The sequence below is a fragment of the Oleiphilus messinensis genome (genome assembly GCF_002162375.1).
Classification (GTDB): Bacteria; Pseudomonadota; Gammaproteobacteria; order Pseudomonadales; family Oleiphilaceae; genus Oleiphilus; species Oleiphilus messinensis.
In genome coordinates, this window is record NZ_CP021425.1 from 5,886,500 (window position 1) to 5,901,716 (window position 15,217).

The 15,217-nt window shown below is 47.6% G+C and carries 13 protein-coding genes; 7 read left to right on the top strand and 6 right to left on the bottom strand.

Annotated features, from left to right (window positions below):
* Positions 1 to 4: 4 nt before the first annotated feature.
* The 3 genes from OLMES_RS25505 to OLMES_RS25515 all read right to left on the bottom strand — a co-directional run bounded on the left by OLMES_RS25505 (position 5) and on the right by OLMES_RS25515 (position 4,637).
* Positions 5 to 1,621, bottom strand: coding sequence for a DUF4339 domain-containing protein (locus OLMES_RS25505; protein WP_087463850.1), 1,617 nt, complete (start codon positions 1,619 to 1,621; stop codon positions 5 to 7).
* 27 nt (positions 1,622 to 1,648) lie between these two features.
* Positions 1,649 to 2,542: a FlgT C-terminal domain-containing protein gene (locus tag OLMES_RS25510; protein WP_087463851.1), complete on the bottom strand. Its 894-nt coding sequence runs from the start codon at positions 2,540 to 2,542 to the stop codon at positions 1,649 to 1,651.
* A gap of 133 nt (positions 2,543 to 2,675) precedes the next feature.
* The gene (locus tag OLMES_RS25515; RefSeq protein WP_087463852.1) at positions 2,676 to 4,637 is read right to left on the bottom strand and encodes a pre-peptidase C-terminal domain-containing protein; all 1,962 of its coding nucleotides are present in this window, start codon (positions 4,635 to 4,637) and stop codon (positions 2,676 to 2,678) included.
* A gap of 415 nt (positions 4,638 to 5,052) precedes the next feature.
* Here OLMES_RS25515 and OLMES_RS29105 point away from each other — a divergent pair, with 415 nt between their 5' ends.
* Positions 5,053 to 5,274 (top strand): zinc ribbon domain-containing protein, encoded by a 222-nt coding sequence (locus tag OLMES_RS29105; RefSeq protein WP_157678600.1) that lies wholly within the window; start codon positions 5,053 to 5,055, stop codon positions 5,272 to 5,274.
* A 105-nt stretch (positions 5,275 to 5,379) separates the two neighbouring features.
* The gene (locus OLMES_RS25525; protein ID WP_087463854.1) at positions 5,380 to 6,765 is read left to right on the top strand and encodes a cytochrome P450; all 1,386 of its coding nucleotides are present in this window, start codon (positions 5,380 to 5,382) and stop codon (positions 6,763 to 6,765) included.
* Here the strand turns inward: OLMES_RS25525 and OLMES_RS25530 are convergent.
* Together OLMES_RS25530 and OLMES_RS25535 are read right to left on the bottom strand one after the other, a co-directional pair.
* On the bottom strand, positions 6,704 to 7,321 hold the full coding sequence (locus OLMES_RS25530) for a cupredoxin domain-containing protein (RefSeq protein WP_087463855.1): 618 nt from the start codon (positions 7,319 to 7,321) through the stop codon (positions 6,704 to 6,706). The two genes, OLMES_RS25525 and OLMES_RS25530, sit on opposite strands and share 62 nt — an antisense overlap.
* A gap of 53 nt (positions 7,322 to 7,374) precedes the next feature.
* Positions 7,375 to 7,815, bottom strand: coding sequence for a hypothetical protein (locus OLMES_RS25535; RefSeq protein ID WP_087463856.1), 441 nt, complete (start codon positions 7,813 to 7,815; stop codon positions 7,375 to 7,377).
* A gap of 272 nt (positions 7,816 to 8,087) precedes the next feature.
* On the opposite strand from OLMES_RS25535, the gene OLMES_RS28160 reads away from it, so the two are divergent.
* From OLMES_RS28160 to OLMES_RS25565, 5 genes are all read left to right on the top strand, one after another.
* Positions 8,088 to 8,336, top strand: a complete 249-nt coding sequence (locus OLMES_RS28160) for a hypothetical protein (RefSeq protein WP_157678602.1) — start codon at positions 8,088 to 8,090, stop codon at positions 8,334 to 8,336.
* A 13-nt stretch (positions 8,337 to 8,349) separates the two neighbouring features.
* A complete protein-coding gene (locus OLMES_RS25545; RefSeq protein WP_087463858.1) occupies positions 8,350 to 9,261 on the top strand; it encodes a LysR family transcriptional regulator in 912 nt (303 codons plus the stop codon).
* 64 nt (positions 9,262 to 9,325) lie between these two features.
* Positions 9,326 to 10,087 carry a cupin domain-containing protein gene (locus OLMES_RS25550; RefSeq protein WP_198343127.1) on the top strand — a complete coding sequence of 254 codons (762 nt, stop codon included), beginning with the start codon at positions 9,326 to 9,328 and terminating at the stop codon, positions 10,085 to 10,087.
* 1 nt (position 10,088) lies between these two features.
* A complete protein-coding gene (locus OLMES_RS28165; protein WP_157678604.1) occupies positions 10,089 to 11,048 on the top strand; it encodes a toprim domain-containing protein in 960 nt (319 codons plus the stop codon).
* 45 nt (positions 11,049 to 11,093) lie between these two features.
* Entirely contained in the window at positions 11,094 to 12,830 is a 1,737-nt protein-coding gene (locus OLMES_RS25565; protein ID WP_087463861.1) for an asparagine synthetase B family protein, read from the top strand.
* Positions 12,831 to 12,872: 42 nt separating this feature from the next.
* Here OLMES_RS25565 and OLMES_RS25570 read toward each other — a convergent pair whose 3' ends face one another.
* A complete protein-coding gene (locus tag OLMES_RS25570) occupies positions 12,873 to 14,975 on the bottom strand; it encodes a TonB-dependent siderophore receptor (RefSeq protein ID WP_087463862.1) in 2,103 nt (700 codons plus the stop codon).
* Positions 14,976 to 15,217 lie beyond the last annotated feature (242 nt).

The following is a 15,217-nucleotide window of genomic DNA, read 5'->3' on the forward strand; positions in this document are numbered from 1 at the left end:
CCTCCTAAAAGTCTGCAGAGGAGTTAACCGGTCGGCTTGCCCCATGACTTACGTTATGCTCCGAAGTAGCTTGTTCAGCTTTCGGCTTTTTAACTTGATTGAAACTCTGGATAGCATTTAATGTGGAATATTTCCATACTCGGACTGCTCCGACAAATTTTTGGCCAGTACTTGCCGTATAACGCCAAGTTTTCACGGTAGATATACCCTGCAATTTTGCTTTTGCGCTGGTCTTGGCCTTATTATTTGTTATGCTGATAATATTTTTTATGGTTTTTTCAACTGTATCAGAATCGGCCTTTACCTCACGCTCCACTACTTGGGAAATTTCTTCTCCTCGTTCTCGTTCAATTTCCACGCTCATATACCCATTCAACAACTCTGCGATTTGTGCATCCGCGTTACTTATAGCGGCTTCCCTTGCTTCGGACTTGAGCTGATCATTGATATAATCATCAGCCGATGAAGGTGAATAAGAAGATATGCCGTAAGACACAATTGCCGGTGCACCCAACTCATCATATAGCAGGCGAGTTCCCAAAGTATGGGTAAAATCTTTTTCTCTTGAAGGGATCAAAGTAGAAACCTGCCTGCCTTTCCCCGAAATTAAAGATTCTCGTTGCAATGTAATATCTTTAGCAATCTGAATTGTCTTATCAGAAACAATACCTAAAACACCTACACTAGTACGCCCCTTTTTATCGGTTATAACGGCTGTTTGTAAGGTAAACAAACCCGCAATACTGCCACTGGCGTTTCTAATCGTCCGTTTCACGAACTTATCTCTGAATAAATCTTTTTTTACTTTCGGTGTCATTGTTTGCAATGTGCCAGGATCAACACCCATTTCCAGAAGCTCCTGGTCAAGCTTTTTGCCTGCGACATCTAAAGACTTATCAAATATCAAAAGTACTTTGTTAAGCACGTCAGACGTGCCGCTTTCAGGTAGCTCCAACTCTTTGGCATTGGTTGATTGATCAGAATAAAACGATCTCGATTTTTCGGTTATAGTTCTGCCAAAACGAAGCGTGACGTATTCCTCTTGCACCTTCATTAATGCTCTGTCAAAGGCATTAATCATTGCGCTTCCAAACTGAGGGTCGGTGGGCTTTAACGAAACTGTCTGAGAACCATAAATTATTATCTTCCCATCTTTTTCACCAAATTCCCCTTTTTCCCGACCGAAATTCGATACAGCTTCATCAGCCCAATCATCGATAGAATCTGAGGCAGAGACTATGGCATTAGCATTTGACATAGCATTGTGCTCGTTGATGTCTGCCTGCTCTACTTTGTCACTTGTGAGTAGGGGTCTGTCAATCTGTGGAGGGATAGATAGTGGTGGAGGCTGAGAACCAGTAACAGGCAATGGAGGTGGCGCTTGAGTAGCCACGATAATATTCTGCAAGTCCATGCGTGATTCTGCACTCACCCAACCAGCCATCCCTTCTTGCCAAACAGGAGTAGCAGCATTAAAGCTGCCATTTGCTTTCATCGCCTGGAGGCGTTCTAACGAATAAGGTCCTTGCTGCTTACCGTCAACAACAATAAAGTAGTCTGCTAAAGAAGTTGCACTGAAACAAAGAGACAATGCAAAGATTGCGCAATTAGAACTTTTCATTAAGTGTCACCCTAAATTTTGTGGTTTTTATTTGCGAACAATATCGCCCTTGCCAATTTCATCATCTTCTTTGGTAATCACAGCGATCGTAAATTTTGGATTAACCCTGCTGATTTTTATTTGCCCAATTTCAGTTTCAGCGGAACCAAGGTTTTCTCCGGTATCTGGATCAATTAGAGCAATCCCTGGTCTGAATACACGAAGTGTTTCACCTTCTTTTATCCCACCGTCCTGACCTCGGTTTATAAAGACCTGCTTACCTTGAACATTCAATACTTTCATCGGAAACACAGCATCAACCAACTGATCGGTCATTTGAGAAGCTACTTTTTTGGCCATCTTAGTGAAATAAACCGAACTGGGAACACCACCTTTCGAATTCACTACTTGCTTCTCAGTTGAAAATGAGGACTTCATATAGAAAGTCGTTTTGATACTTCCGGTTGTGGTGTCAAGTATTTGGGCATTCACTTCTATCATCCCCGAATCAATTCGGACATACTTGTTCTCCAAGTTTGGCACTGGATTACTGGAGCGGTAAAATTTAAAGTCTTGCACGGTAGGTAAGATTAAATAATTGGCATTTTTGAACTGCCCTGATTGAGCCGCATTGCCAGCTGCAAATTGCGAACTGGCAAACTCTTGCTCTTCCTTCAGCTCCTGTAACACTTCCGTTTTTCTGCTAACTAAATTGAATTTCCTGTTTTTTTGGATGGATGCTTCCATCTCATCAAGCAAGGTTGATAAATTAAGGTGTTTAACGGCATATTGACTAACACCTTCTCCAATTTTCGCCGATTTAACCGCAACTACAGGCTTAGCCTTCGGCGCACCTTTCACACCACCAACATAACCCGTTAGTAAAACAAGAATAAACAGTAAATGTGAGGTGGAACGGCCAATATGCCAAACGTTATACATATACAATTTGCTGGGCTCCCTTGCGGTTTAAATTATTTCTAAAGCCGAGTGAAATAATCCGTAGACGAGACATTTAGTATCATAAATGTCCCACCATCGATTTCCACTTGATTAAATACTACGTAACGTAAATCTAGGCGACTTCCTCTACAGAAAGTAGATACGTTCCACTCGTTCTACTCTCACCAGTAATACCTATAAAATAGGTTCCTGAGTAATCAGCGCTAAATATCTCTTGGGCATTATTCCCTACACCATCGTCGTCGTCATTGCTCGACCGATAAAAATCTCCCACGTGATTGTATATTCCATTCAAGTATGGGTCTTCGAGGGTTCCATCGACAGTAGCCGCGCCCAATACATCTATTTGGTAAGAGCGCCCAGCCAACAATTCCACAGCAACCCAATCAATATCTCCTTGGTTTTCAATCTCACCAAAAAACGTTGCATTAATACCAATGCTTGCAGAAGTCTCGGTGTTAGATAAGATAGAATCGTCGTTATCGACGCTTAGAGTGTAGGTTCCACTCGCGGTATAATCACCGTATGCGAGTACATAGTAAGTACCCGCCACATCAGGTATTATCGTGATGAGCGCATTATTCCCTGGCCCGCTATCGTAATCATTCGCCAATTGACTCCCCTGGCTATCGTAAAAACGCAATTCAGGGTCTGACAACGTTCCCATGCCATTATGTTCGCCAGATAAGTTAATCGTGTATGCTTTGCCCGCTGTATCCAAATCAAGTCTAAACAAATCTGAATCGTACTTGGCATTGATTACCCCTGTCGTCGACCCACCGGGAACAACAAACCCTGTAGTCAACATATTACTCAAATAGTCATCACTACCATCCACACTCACTACGTAGTAACCTGAACCATAGTAATCATCTTCAACTGCAATGTAGTAGGTGCCTAATTCTTCGGAGGTGAGTGTAATGGTAGCCAATGCATCATCACCGACGCCGCCATCATAGTCATAAGCAACACGATCCAGGTTACTGTTATAGACTTGAATTTCTGGATCTGGTAGTGTCCCCAATCCAGAATCCTCTCCTTTCGCTTCGATAATGTAAGTCAAACCACTTTGGTCTAGTTCAACAGCTATCCAGTCTTGATCCAAAGAATAATTTATTTCACCAACAAAGCTGCTATCGACAGAAACACTGGCTGAAGTTTTTAGATTTGAAACATAATCATCTTCGCCAGAAACCTTTAGGGTGTAACTACCCACAGCATTATAACCAGATAGTCCAATATAGTAGGTACCAGCCACACTAGGAGTAAACGTCACTTGAGCATTATTACCTTCACCACCATCATCATTGCTATAACCTAGCTCGAATAACTCATCATCATATAGTCCAGAGATGTATGGGTCTGTTAGCGTACCTCCACCGGTAGCAGTCCCCTCAAACTGAAACAAGTATGCGACACCGGGCAGCAGGTCAATCGCGACGAAATCAACGTCGTCCGAATCTGAGATTTCACCCACAACTACATCGCCAGGGTTAATTCTTCCCACAGTAAGGTTATTTGCTGCAAAGTCATCTACTTCCTGTTCCGTTGTTGAGAGATCAGGTCGAATTAGTGTTTCAATGGCCTCGAATGTATTTACTACCGTATCTGACGTGACCCCAACATTTGCTAATATTTCTACTGCAGTTTCGAGGTCGGTGTAAGCCTGTTCTGTTGCTTGTAACTGCTCAGTAAAATAAGTGGCAGACAACAACTTGTTTTCAATAACTGTCGCATCGTCATTAGTCGCTCCAAACAACACATTCAGTGCAATTTCCTGCAGGGATATCTCGCCAGAATCCAGCAGCCCGACATAGAATGCTTTACCTGCTTCATCCGGGGCTCTATTAAATAGGCTCTGATAGATGTTATCGACCAAGTCCGAGCTTGATGCAGACCCAAACCGCTCATTAAATTCCTCAGATACACCAAACGCTTCAATAATGGTGCTCAAGTCACCACCTGAAAGCTCCAAAAGATTCGCCCAGTAATTCAAGCCACCTGGGTCTGCGGGTCTACTGTAATAAGCGATGTAGGCTTTTTGAACCAAATCAGTTGAGGAGTCTGTAGTCATGCGCTTTCCTTTTTCGTGATATCTAATTTTATTTAAAGGTTAACAAACGTTTAAGCTGATCAAATTAACTAACGAATATTTAATGAAAATATTTTAGCACCAATACCTGAACCGAAACTGAATAGACCCTTAGCCAGAGTGTTAGACCGACTCTTACTAAATTTACTCCCACGGTTACAGGCGCCCTTATTGAAATCAAATCAAGTAAAATTTATTTAATCCTAAACCACTAAAAAGATTATATTTTCCCCCCAACAAGAGGCACTCCTCCTTAAAAAAAACCAATAAAACGGGTTCATCTTGAGAGCAAATAAAAAACCAATAGGGCTTTTGTCACACAGAATCTATGGACAATTTCCTACAAAGATTGCAGATATATCTCACATAGATCGTTATTTTTTCGGGCAAACTAAGGTTGGTTCCAAGCCCAGAGGAAGAAATACTCTGCACTGATTGCTCTCGCACAACTCAGCATCATTCAGGGAAAAAATTGATCTGCTCCGAGTGCGGAGCCAAGCATGACCGGGACATCAGTGCGGCCAGAAACATTCTCGCGGCTGGAGCATCGACATCTAGCTGGAGAAATCCCTGTTATTTAAATTGGGCTCTTGAGTCGTTCATTCACAAAATCTGGTAGTACTTCTAAAGCACTGAAAGCCAATGTTGATATCGTAAACATCTGTGGTTATGCTGGGGCATCGCAGTAAATAATTACAATATAACCCCTGAGAGCGAGTTCATCATGTCCCTTCCTCCCGGCCCGAAAGGCAAGCCCATATTGGGCAGTATCAGTGAATTTGCAGCGGATACGCTGAGTTTCCTGACCGACACAACAAACACCTATGGCGATGTGGTTTATTTCAAATTGGGTCATCTGCCCACGTATCTGGTCACAGACCCCGTCCTCGTTAAAGAAATACTCCTGACCCAACACACGAAATTTATCAAAAACAGTTTTTTCTGGCGTCACTTCCGGGGTATTTTCGGCAAGGGGCTACTAACCAACGAGGGACAACCGTGGCGGGTGCAGCGCAAACTGGCAGCGCCTGCTTTTCAACACAAACGAATCGCAACCTATGTTGATTATATGGTTCAGTTCACCCGGGAAACACAACAGCAATGGCAAGATGGTGCCACACTGGATATACACGATGAAATGATGCGCCTGACGGCGGATATTGTCGCCAAAGCATTGTTTGATGCATCTATGGCAACCGACGGTCAAGCATTGCTGGATGCGGTCCATGTCATTGAAGCACAAATCCCGATTCGCATGGCGCGACCTTTTGTATTTCTGGATTACCTGCCGCTGAAAAGCAACCGGGCCTATCAAAAAGCATTGCAGACGATTGAACAGGAAATCAACCGCTTTATTCAGCATCACCGGGATCAGCCCGGTCAACGGGAGACGTTGCTTTCCATGTTGATGGAAGCCTGCTATGAAGACGGCTCCGCCATGAGCGACAAACAGCTTCGGGATGAAGTGATCACCCTGTTTCTCGCCGGACACGATACTACCGCAATCACACTTTCCTGGACGTTGTATCTGCTATCACAACACCCGGAATGCAAGGCTCGTGTGCAACATGAGTTAGAAACAGTATTGCAGGGTAATGCACCCACCATGTCTGATTTGGCTGACCTGCACTATTTACGGAACGTCATCAAGGAATCGATGCGACTCTTCCCTGCCGCATTTGTATTTGGTCGGGAAAGTGTTGAAGACGTCCAGCTTGGCCCCTGGAAAATTCCCAAGGGTACGACGGTACTGGTTAGCCCCTGGGTGAGCCACCGTAGCGAAAAATATTTTGCCAACGCCCAATCCTTCGAGCCAGACCGCTGGACCGAGGATTTCGAAAAAAATCAGCTCCCCCGTTACGTTTACATGCCGTTTGGCGGCGGGCCAAGAGTCTGTATCGGGGAAGGTTTTGCCATGATGGAGGCGCAAACGTTGCTCGCGATCCTTCTGCAGTCCTTTGAGTTCGAATATGCAGGGGACGAAAAGCCCAAGCCTTTCGCCTCGATTACCCTGAGCCCTGCGGCAGGCATGAAAATGCGCTTGCGGGTCAGGGCGAGTCGGGACTCGAAGAAAGAGGAATCGGCTCTTCGACCCGCGGCTCAATATTAATAAACCCCATTACCCCCGTCTGGTAATGTTGATCCAGCAAGCAGGCATAAACAACATTGACACCGGGCGGGAAACGCATCAAGACCTCTTTCTGTTCACCGGGTGGCAAGGATAAAGCAGGGTGCTCGTCAGGGCTTTTTACAATGGGCGCTGCATCATCAGCGGAATTGGAAGAAGTCCCATGATGATGCCCTCCATGCCCGGGAGCAGCTGACTTTCTCTCGGAGTCGGTATAGGCCGATAAAAACTCAGGATCATCCAACAGAGTCTGAAGGTCTTCTGCAATGACCATAAGGTGGGTCTGATCGCTCTGGTTTTGAAACAATATCCGTGTGATGGTTTGCGCAGGGAGCGTTAATCTGGCCGGCACCACACGATGATTTTCCACTTCAATCACCACGGTTTCTTGTGCGGCGGCAGTACCGAATAACGGGTCTGATCGATAATCCCCCAGAATCATCTCCGGTGTAACCTCTAGCGCCAGCGCGGTTGAGCCAGACAAAACCGGCCAGCCAATACCCAAAATCGCCCCAACCAGTAAGAAAAATCGCGCCACTGACGTCCACCTCGAAAAAATTACAGACATCCACCCCGAAAAGGTTAATTTACTCACAAACACGTCACCACCAGCTGATACCAGTTGTCTCGCACTTTGCCATTGTCACGGTAAAGTATCACCGTCGCGCCGTAATCAGCAAGACGTTGATTCAAAGCGCCACGGTACAGTGCCTGCTGAAAGTTTGGAAACGGATCTGACAGCATCCCGACAGCAGTCAAAAATGACCAGAGACCATGGAGCGTAAACACCAGCGTGCCGGAGACAATGTCAATATCACCATCAAAGTGCGCGATCCGTTCGGCATAATCTCTCTTGCCGCCAAGAATTGAATTAAAAAATGTCAGCAACTGTACATGCACGCTCTCAAATTCTCGCGCGCTCTGCTCTGTCACTCGATCCGTTGACTCCAATGGCGTTCTCTCCGAAACAGATACTTCAACTTTACGCACAATTAACGTACTGCGACTAGACTGCACAGAATACTGTAACATAGCCTGAAATCAATTCATTGCCCGGTTGCGTAAACTCCCCTGGCCCCATTTTTCCGCGGAGCTCAGTTCTCAGGCGATGAGATCAGGACTGAACTTTGGCCTAGAAGTGTGGCCTATAATAAACGTGTATTGGAACATGAGGCTTTCCAGAAGCTGAATACACTCGAAATCTGTTCTCTGCACTACGTGCTGCCGAAGCCGCAGTTAGTGAAAATACCTACGGAGCGGACAAACCACGCCCGGAATTTTATCAACCTGAAACCGGACCTGTTATGGGCTATCGCATCATTGAATACACGCTTTGCGGCGGCAAAGACATCTTTGAGCATGATGACCCCAAAGTCGTCGCACAATGGCTTTCGGATCATGATTTCCTGCAATCGAAACCTTCCGACCGGGCTGATGTCTACATTATCACGCCATCAGGGGACGAAATCAGCACGGGCGGAATTGCAAAATGGTGCCGAAATCAACTTAACCCCGGCATATTGAGCCGACTCAATCCTTTCCGATCAGGATAATACAGCACAGACAATGGACCTACGCCAACTGCAAATTTTTGTCGATGTTGTACAATGCGGCAGCTTTGCCGCCGTCGCCGATAAACAGGAGATTGACCCGTCTTCAGTGTCCCGTGCAATATCAGCTCTGGAGGCCGATTTGGCCCTCCGGCTGTTTCAACGATCCACGCGAAAACTGGCACTGACGGAAGCGGGAGAGCACTATTATCAACGAGTAAAGCCGATACTGGATGAACTGGCCAGTGCAGGGGATGACGCGAAATCTCTGGTTTCCGTGCCCAGTGGCAAATTAAAATTGACCGCATCCGTCGCGTTTGGTCAAGTTTGGCTGTTGGAGCGCCTTGATCGCTTTATGGTGGCTTACCCTGAAATCGAAATCGAACTGGTGTTATCTGACCATAACCTCGATCTCCTGGGCCAGGACATCGATGTCGCATTCAGGCTCGCTCCGGCACTCGACACCAATTTGATCGGGACAAAGCTTTTCGCAACCCGGTATCACGTTTGTGCGAGTCCTGACTATTTGAAAAATCACCCACCCTTGGCGACGCCTCAGGATTTGATACAACATAACGCAGTAGTACTGAATATGCCGGGTTATCGAACTCGCTGGCACTTCAGACACCGTAACGGAAGCATCGATGAAGTCGATATTCGGTCTCGTCTCGCGGTTTCCAGCGCATTGGCGTTGCTGGATAGTGCACTTAAGGGCCGCGGCCCCGTGCTGATCGCCGATTGGCTGGTGCAGGCGCACTTAGTCAGTGGCGCCTTGATTAACCCGTTTCCCGATTACCGGGTGACGGCGACAGATTTTGAAACAGCGGCCTGGTTGCTCTACCCGTCGCGTCAATACCTACCTCACAAAACACGGGTTTTGATTGACTTTATCAAAGCTCAAATCGCAAAAGCACCTATACTGTCGTAGTACGTTATTAACTGTCTCAGTACGTTATTAACTGTCTCAGTACGTTATTACTTCAAAATCAGCTATGAACGAAACATTTAAACATTGGGAAACCTATTGGGGTGAACTTGTCCCAGCGGACAATAGTCCACTGGTGACAACGCTTTTCGGCTATGAGACGGTTACGCCCGTTCACCAGAACAATCCTGGTCAGGTGCGAATAGCGGATTCCGGTGCCTGTTTCGGTTTCATTACTCAGGGGCGGGCTCGAATTTCTGACCATCAAATCGACTGGCAACTGCGCTCTGGCCAATGGTTCGTCAGTGCATCCGGTCTCACGCTGGAGCTCGACCCGGAGACGCGACTTTTTATCGCCCAAAGACAAGGTTACCGGGGATTATACGCGATGGGTGGACCCGTCGAGCAGGCTGGTCGATTGCGCTACATCGATGGCTGTTCCGACACCTTGCTTGGCGCACCGCCCGTACAGGGCGATCCATGCTTGAATCTGCTGCACTTCCCGGCGGGCATTGAACAAACCCAGCATACCCATCCCAGTTTGCGCGCCGGCATTGTCGCGAGCGGCATGGGCGAGTGCGTTACACCGACGGGAAATACACGCCTCACACCCGGAAAAATTTTTCACATTCCAGCACAGGCCCAACACAGCTTTCGAACCGGCAACACGGCAATGGATATTATCGCTTTTCACCCGGATAGTGATTGGGGGCCAACGCACGAAAACCACCCCATGCTAAACCGGACCTGGGTGGATGGGAAAAAAATCCAGAACAGCAGCAATAAACACATACCACGGGCACTGATACAAGGTCAGGAGATCAGCTAACATGCGTTGTCCACAGTGCCAACATGACCAAAAATACAAATATGGACTGGTCTGCCAGGGCTGCGGATACCGGTTTGTTTTCGACAAGCGTCAATGCGGCTTCACGGACGGACGTTTTTTTGCTGCGATCCGGGTTGCCAGCCAGGAAGGAACTGCCCACTTCACCAGTAATCAGCTTTATGCCGTTTTTGCCCTGAAACAATTGAATCGCTTTGCCTGGCTGGGGATTACCATCGTCTTTGGTCTCATTCCCGGAATCATCCTCAGTATTGTGCAGGAAAACGGATGGTTTCTCCTCCTCACCCTGCTTGCCGGAATCGCTGGCGCGCTCTTTCATTATTCCGGAATGCGCAAATCCCCCATCAAACCCGCGCAGTTTCGCAGTTATCTGGCACGCTGGAAGAAAAAAGGCTATACCCGGTTTATGGACCACTATATCGACAAGCCCACCCTGCATGAGCCGCCGCCTGAATGGCCGGAGCGGGACATGTACGACTATGGCGCAGAACGATTACTACTTGTGGAGAAAGATTACCTGGTCGACTGGCTGGTTAAGAACAATCTGCACACGGATCACCGTTCCCTGATCATGTCCATCAACGGGTACCCTGATTACCTTCTACCAAAGGCAAACCGGTTACTCGAACAACGACCAGACCTCCCGGTTTATCTTTTACACCATGCCAGCGGCGTGGCGATGGCCACAACGTTAACATCCAGCAAGAAGTTCCGGATTAAAGATCATCCAGTCACTGATTTGGGCGTTTTCCCCCATCAAATGACCCGCATAAAAGGCTTCAAACACTTACCCATAACAGCCAAGCTCGCCCCGGTCGACCTTATGGCTGGCGGGCCATTGTTTCAACTCCTTGCCAATGCCATTGCACAGTCTCAATCCATGTATGAAGCTGACGATGACGACCTGTGGAGCTTTGCCCTGGAGTTTAGTGACTTTGGGTAAGCTTTGGTTGTACTTTAATAAAACTCAGTTATTTCTGGATCGTGAATGGGTGCATTAATCGGCTATTTTGGCAAACCCGAAGCCAGTCTGTTAGCTGCCATGGGCAAGAAACTCAAACATCGCGGCCCTTTGCAGCAAATATCCCGAACCCCTTGGGGTGAATTGGGGCATTTGCACCGTCCAGTCCCCAAAAACTGCCGATGGTTGGTCGGCGGCTCATACCACAATGGTGACAATGCCATTGCGCTTGCCGGTTTCCTGACAAAACCTGAAAACACATCGCTCCCGGAATTACTTACAGCATTTCAAAGCGAAGGCATGGCGTTATTCAAGCGACTTCGGGGACAATTCTTACTTGCCATAATGACTGAACAGGCACTTATACTGGTTCGCGATTCACTGGGGAATCGAACCGCATTCTGGGCCTACCATGATGCCCGATATTATTTTGCCTCTGAACCCAAGGCCATCTGGAGCAGCGCATCGCTCAACCGAACTCTGCGCCCTGAAGCGCTGGCGCAATATCTCTCATTCAGCTTTATTCCCGGTGCCGCTACCATGCTGCAAGAGATTCAGGAACTGCAACCGGGTCATGCACTCATACTGCCCCACAACACCCCACCTTCAAGTGTTTCATACCTTGATTATGATGCGCCCCGCCAACATCAATCTTATTCAGAAGCCGAGTGGGTCAGACAGTTCAAAGCGGCCCACCAGGCTGCTGTTGCCGAACGATTACCCGACCGGGATCCCATTGCCGTATTCCTGTCCGGCGGTGTTGATTCCAGTGCCGTAACAGCGGAACTCTCAAAACAGGCGCCAGGTCGCATCCATAGCTTCGCGATTCATTTTGGCAGAAAATATCCTAACGAGTTGGAATTCGCCCGGATGGTCGCAACCCACTGCCATACGATCCACGAGGAAGTTCTCATCCAGCCCAGGGATTTTCTGCCCCGGCTGAGGCAGATAATCTGGACGTTAGACAATCCGATTGGTGATCCCATCACGGTCCCCAACTATGAACTGGCTGCACATGTTGCCCGGCTCACACCCTGGGTATTTAATGGCGAAGGAGGAGACCCTTTGTTCGGTGGTCCGAAAAACCTGAGCATGCTACTGCACCACTGGTATGGCGGTATTGAAAGGGATGCGGGTTTTAGAGAGCGCAATTATCTGGCATCCTACCGACGGGCCTATGAGGAGTGGCAATCCATTCTCACGCCGGACATTCGCCGGGAGATCGATCCCAAAACTCACCTGGAAGACGTAATTGGCGACTATCTGAACCGGCCAAAGCCCGGCACATTCCTGAACAAACTAATGCTTTTGAACACACAACTCAAAGGGGCGCATTTAATTCTACCCAAAGTAGAAGCCATGACCGGTGCACACCAGATCACAGCCCTCTCTCCCTTGTTCGATCAACGCCTGGCTGAACTCAGTTTTGCCATGCCCCCGACCTTAAAGCTACAGGGCGGTGTGGAAAAAATCGTATTAAAACGTGCATACGAACCCTATTTGCCCGCCAGAATCATAAAACGGCCTAAAAGCGGAATGCGAGTTCCGGTGCATTACTGGTTCCAGAAAGAAATGCGCCGTTACACCCAAAAAATACTGAGTAAAAAGTCGCTGGATCAAGCGGGTATCTTCGACCCGAAGCGCGTAAAGCAAATCCTTGACTACGATCTCGATGATCGCAAAGGTCGCTATGGGATTCGACTGTGGATGTTGCTTACGTTCGAAATCTGGCGACGTTTAACCATCGAGGGGGAACCGCTTTAATCCTGGTTAGCAAGCAAGCCGGAACCTTCAGCCGATGCGGAATCAGAACAGGTATTTCACGTTGCCCGTAATCATACGACGCTCACCATATCCGCAATCCGTTCCTGCCGAACGACACCAGGAAACATAGGTCTTATCGGTGAGGTTTTTCGCATCAACACCAAAATCCCAGTCACCCAAACTGTAGCCCAGCATAGCATCGTACAATGTTGCAGAAGAAACCAGTGGTCCACCACCGAAACCAACATTATCGCCGTTATAACGCGCACCCAAACCAACTCGAATACCATTGGTGAAGTCATACTTGCCCCAAATAGAGGCCTGTTTTTCCGCTACATACGGCAATCGGGTTCCGGTTTCACCTTCTTCAGCTTTCAAGTCGGTATAAGTGGCAAGCAACTCCGCCTGGTCCCAGCGCTTTTTGACCTCAAGCTCCCAACCTTCCACAGTCGCACCAATTTGTCTGACACTGTCCGGCCGACTGTCCGGGACAACTCTTTTTTCCTCTTCAATGTCAAACCAGGCGAGGGATGCAGACAAATCCTTGTTGGGCGACAGATACTTCACGCCGATTTCCTTCTGCTCACCGGTAGTCGGATCCAGACTGCCCCCTTGATCTGTCCCCAGATTGGGAACAAACGACTCGGCATAACTGATGTAAGGATTAATCCCCATATCAAATCGATACATTAAACCGATACGGCCAGTAATCTCCTTGTCTTCGCTTTTAACATTATCTGCTCCGGCGATAATGGTGGTCGTTTCGGAATCATCCCGGCGCAGGGCAGCAGAAACCAGTGCATTCCCAATCTCCATGCTATCGACAATATAAATACCGGTTTGTACGATTTCATTATCCGGGCGATCAAAAGTATTCGCCAGGGCCGCACGATTCAGGTTGCCATACTGGGGATCATAGAGATTTATCGTACCACCCTGGCCATAACCGTAGAAATAGTTACCTTCTTTCCAAAGGGCGTCCTGTCGGTCGATACCGACGGTCAGAGTATGGCGCGTAATACCAATATCAAATTTGCCCTGGGCACGCACATCAAAGCTCAGCACATCCGTTTCACGGTCAACCTGATAAAGGGTACGAGTCGCATTACCTTCATCATCGGGAACGACTCCAACATCGATCCAGTGCTCTCGGGTTTCTGCGGAGGAGTCTGACTTGCGCAATACACCAGAGACCTTCCAGTTTTCCGCCAACTTCTGATCAACAAACAATGTGACTTCCGTTCTTTCACGGTCATAGCGATCCCAACCGGGCTCACCAACGAACGTGTTTGTCGGAATACGACCTCTCGGGGCGGGATCAATGGTGCCCCGAGAGGGCAAAAACTGGGCCGATACCTGCCCTTTGTTCTCCTGTCGATTCAACAACAATGTTATTTCGGTCCCGTTTTGGGGTTTCCAAGTGATAGAAGGCGCTAATACATAGCCATCATCATCGACATGGTCAACCTGGGTCCCGCTATCGCGCCCAAGTGCCACGAGCCGGAATAGCCATTTCCCATCATCGGTGACTGGTCCGGTAATGTCCGTGGCCAGCTGTTTTCGCTCATGGGACCCGACTTGCGCCCAAATTTCCCCTTGTGCTTCCGGTTTAGGTAATTTGGACACGCCATTCACAATCCCCCCCAGATCAGATTGTCCATATAGTGAGGAAGAAGGCCCCTTCAGGACTTCAATGTGCTCCAGAGAATAAACGTTGGTTCGCACACTATTATAGGAACCGTAAATCGATCTTAAACCATCCAGATAATCCGAAGCATTAAGACCACGCACATACTTCCAGTCGCCCCGGGTATCAAAGCCAAAATTTCCGGCATAAACACCTGAGGTATACAGTAATGCATCCTGAATATTCTTGGCACCGGTGTCGCGAATAAACTGCTGATTCACCACACTGATCGAAGCGGGCGTCTCGTGCACGCTCAATCCTTGTTTGAAAGACTGGCTGACTCGATCCTGGTTGATGAAAGAATTGTCTTGCTCACCCTTAATCTCGATAGGTGCAAGCGTCTTGACTTGCTCCGGACCCGGCTCTGCAGCGACTTTGCCCTTATCGATTGCCTCTGCCACAACAATGGGGGACAAAATCAAACTGCCTGCACCGACCAAAAGTAACGATTTTTTCATTTGACTACCCAACTCTCTCCAAGAAAACGCGAACTCTACACGATAGAAAAAGACAGATCAATATGAGAAACATTACTATTAGCATTTGCATTATTAATCATAAAATATAAACGAACATTGCTTGCATTTGTAAATAATTATCATTTATGAAAGAATTGAAACCTTCTCACTGAAATGGTGCACGCAGCAGAGCGCTCTGGTTTTTTGCATTCCAATCTCAGTTTTTCATCTTTTCGAGGAAT